This is a genomic window from Micromonospora phytophila, assembly GCF_023656545.1.
Classification (GTDB): domain Bacteria; phylum Actinomycetota; class Actinomycetes; order Mycobacteriales; family Micromonosporaceae; genus Micromonospora; species Micromonospora phytophila.
In genome coordinates, this window is record NZ_JAMOKF010000458.1 from 1 (window position 1) to 3,479 (window position 3,479).

The 3,479-nt window shown below is 75.6% G+C and carries 4 protein-coding genes; 3 read left to right on the forward strand and 1 reads right to left on the reverse strand.

Translation table 11 applies throughout. From position 1 onward, the window contains the following. Positions 1–929 (forward strand): DNA-processing protein DprA (locus NCC78_RS29500; protein ID WP_250798635.1); only part of this gene is annotated, 929 nt, incomplete at its 5' end. A 44-nt stretch (positions 930–973) separates the two neighbouring features. Further along, entirely contained in the window at positions 974–2,311 is a 1,338-nt protein-coding gene (locus NCC78_RS29505; protein ID WP_250798638.1) for a serine hydrolase domain-containing protein, read from the forward strand. 23 nt (positions 2,312–2,334) lie between these two features. Here the strand turns inward: NCC78_RS29505 and NCC78_RS29510 are convergent, their stop codons facing one another. Further along, a complete protein-coding gene (locus NCC78_RS29510; protein ID WP_250798640.1) occupies positions 2,335–2,676 on the reverse strand; it encodes an HD domain-containing protein in 342 nt (113 codons plus the stop codon). A gap of 337 nt (positions 2,677–3,013) precedes the next feature. Here NCC78_RS29510 and NCC78_RS29515 point away from each other — a divergent pair. After that, positions 3,014–3,479 (forward strand): site-specific integrase (locus tag NCC78_RS29515; protein ID WP_250798641.1); only part of this gene is annotated, 466 nt, incomplete at its 3' end.

Below are 3,479 nucleotides of genomic sequence, written 5' to 3' on the forward strand. Positions count from 1 at the left end.
GGGGGCTCCGGCTGGTCGACACGCACCGGCGGGTCGACACCGAGACCGCGCCGCCGCTCTGCTTCTGGGTACGCGGCTCGTGGCCGCTCGCGGAGGCGTTGGAGCGCTCCGTCGCGGTGGTCGGCGCCCGGGCCGCCACCGGGTACGGCACGCACGTGGCCACCGGGCTCGGACACGGCCTGGCCGAACGGGACTGGACGGTCGTCTCCGGTGGCGCCTTCGGCATCGACGCCGCCGCCCACCGCGGTGCGCTCAACGCGGGAGGGGTCACGGTCGCGGTGCTCGCCTGCGGGGTGGACCGGCCCTACCCGATGGGCAACGCGGCGCTGTTCGACCGGATCGCCGACACCGGGCTGCTGGTGAGCGAGTGGATGCCCGGGGCCGACCCGCTGCGGTCCCGGTTCCTCATCCGCAACCAGGTCATCGCCGCCGGGACCCTCGGCACGGTGCTCGTGGAGGCAGCGGCCCGCAGTGGCGCCACGCAGACCACCCACCGGGCGATCGCCCTGGGCCGTCCGGGGATGGTGGTGCCCGGCCCGGTCACCTCGGCGATGTCGGTGGGGGCGCACGAGCTGCTCCGCGAGGTCCCGAAGGCCCGGCTGGTCACCGGGGTCGCGCACGTGTTGGAGGAGGTGGGACGGATCGGCGGCGACCTCGCCCCGGTCCCGCGGGGTCCGCAGCGCCCGGCCGACCAGCTCGACGACGAGGCGCGGGCCGTGCTGGAGGCGATGCCCCGCCGGGGCCCCGTGGGGGTGGACGTCCTCGCCGCCCGGGCCGCCGTCGACGTCCGCACCGCGCTGCGGAAGCTGTCCCTGCTGGAGGAGTTGCGCCTGGTCCTCCGGCGGGACGACGGTTACCGGCTCGCCGGCCCGGCGGCACGCCCCGCCGGCGAGACCCTCGCCAATCCCGGATCACGCCAGCTCGCGTGAGCGCGATTCCGCACGAGGTGCTCCGGCGGTGGCATGATCTCGACGTGTCCATCGATCGTCGCGCCGTACTCGGCCTCGGGCTGGCCGCGGCCACCGCCACCCTGACCGGGTGCCACGGGCGCGCCCCGAGCGCCACACCGGGCTCGTGGCGGACGCCGCAGCCCTCCGCGCCCGGCGTCGGCGGGGCGGTCGTCGACCCGGCCGAGGGGGGTGTGGTCCGCCCCGGCGCACCGCCCCTCGCCGGCCAGCTGACCACCGTGCTGCGCCGCTACCTTCAGCCGACCGCCGAGAATCCGCTGCATCCCACGTACGCCGGAGCGGTGGCGCTGGCGATCGGCGACGGCCGGCCCCACGCGCACGTGGCGGTCGGTGAGGCGCTCCGGTACGGCGCCGGGTCGGTGCTCCTGCCCCCGGCGGAGCGCGTCGTCATGCGCCGGGACGCGATCTTCGACCTCGCCTCGGTCACGAAGGTCTTCACCGCGATCCTCGCCCTCCAGCAGGTCGACCGGGGCCGGATCGACCTCGACGCGCCCGTGGTGCGCTACCTGCCCGAGTTCACCGGCGCGGGCAAGTCCGCGGTCACCGTCTCGATGCTGCTGACCCACACCAGCGGCCTGCCGGTCGGCGCCAAGGTGACGGGGTACGCCACGAACGCCGAGCGGTGGAAGGCCGTGCTGGGCACCCCGCTGGTCGCCGGCGCGGTGCCGGGCAGGGTGTTCCGCTACTCCAGCTTTGGGCTGATGGTCGTCGGAAAGCTGGTGGAGAAGGTCACCGGGCTGACCCTCGACCAGGCGCTCAGGAGCGGCCTGACCGATCCGTTGGGCCTGCGCTGGACCGGCTTCAACCCGAACACCTGGCTCAGCGCCGGCGACCGGGCCACCCGGCTGGTCGCCACGGACGCCCGCACCTCCCTCGGCGTCATGCGGGGGGTGGTCCACGACGACGTCTGCCGCCAACTCGGCGGCGTCGCCGGCCACGCGGGGATCTTCAGCACCGCGCAGGACGTCGCGGTGATCGGCCGGTTGCTGCTCGACGGTGGGACGTACGGCGGGACCCGCATCCTCGCCGAAAGCACCGTCCGCCGGATGCTGACCAACGCCAACCCCGGTCTGCCCGCCGTCGACCCGGACCACCCGACCCGCACCTCCGCCCACGGTCTCGGCGTCGTCCTGGACCAGAGCTGGTTCATGGGGAGGCTCGCCGCCCCGGCCACCTTCGGCCACACCGGATTCACCGGTACGTCGCTGCTGGTGGACCCCCGACGGCGACTGGTGCTGGTGCTGCTGACCAACCGGGCCCACCCGAACTGGAGCTGGGCCAACCCCGACCCGGCCCGGGTCGCTGTCGCGAACGTCGTCGCCCGGTGGCGTCCGGGCAGCTGAGCCGGCGGGCGAGCGACGACCGGTCAGTCGCCCTCGAAGCGGATCTCCATCTCCCGGTCCTGCCGGCACCGTCGGGCCAGCCGGTCCAGCCGGCGCACATGGGTCATCTCCGGGTTCGTCCGCGCCACCTCGGCGAGGCAGCGCAGCTCGGCGAGGAGCTGCGGCGTGCGGTCGGCGGAGACCACCAGCAGGCCGACCGGGTCCACCCGGTCCAGCAACGGGGTACGGCCTCCACCTCGGACCCGCCGGATGAGGTCCAGCAGCACGTCGTCCGGGTCCGGCAGCACCTCGGCCGGAACGTACGACACCCGGCCTCGGCCGGGACCCGCACCGACCGCCCGGTAGAGGACGACGTCCACCCCCATGACCGGTCCCCCTTCGTCGCGCTCGGCCGGTCGGGCGACGGCTGGCGACCAGGGCGCACGCCCGTTGGTAGAACAGTCTGCTAGGCCAGGCCCGGGTAATCCACCATCCGGCACCGGCGGCTGGCCCAACACGGGGGTGGACGTGCGCCGTCGGAGGCAGCGGATGATCGTAGGCTGGACGGGTGCCAGCAGAGGACCTGCCGCCGTCGGCCCCCGCGATCACCGCGGCCGGCCGCGCGGGCGGGCCGCCGCCCGGGTACGCACCCGCCCCCGGGTGGGTGCACGTGCCCAGGTGGCCGGGCACACCACCACGTCGGGGACCGGGCGAGGGTCCGCGATGAGCCGGGCCACGAACGGCACCCGGGCAACCCACGAGGCGCTTGCGCCGGCGATGCGCGAGGCGGTGGACGACTTCGCCGGCCACCTGGCCGCGGTACACAACCGCTCCGCGCACACCGTCCGGGCGTACGTCGCCGATCTGGTGTCCCTACTCGACCACGCCCAGCGGATGGGCTGCGAGGCGGTGGCGGAACTCGACCTCGCCGTACTGCGCAGCTGGCTGGCGAAGCAGCGGACGACGGGTGCCGCCCGGACGACGCTCGCCCGCCGGGCAGCCTCGGCTCGGGCGTTCAGCGCCTGGGCACACCGCGGCGGGCTGCTCCCCGCGGACGTGGGCGCCGCCCTGGCCAGCCCGCGCGCGCACCGGGAACTGCCCACCGTGCTCCGCGTCGACCAGGCGGCCACCCTGGTCGAGGCGCCCGGCCGGGCCGTCCCACGCCAGGCGACGGCGCCGACCGACGTCG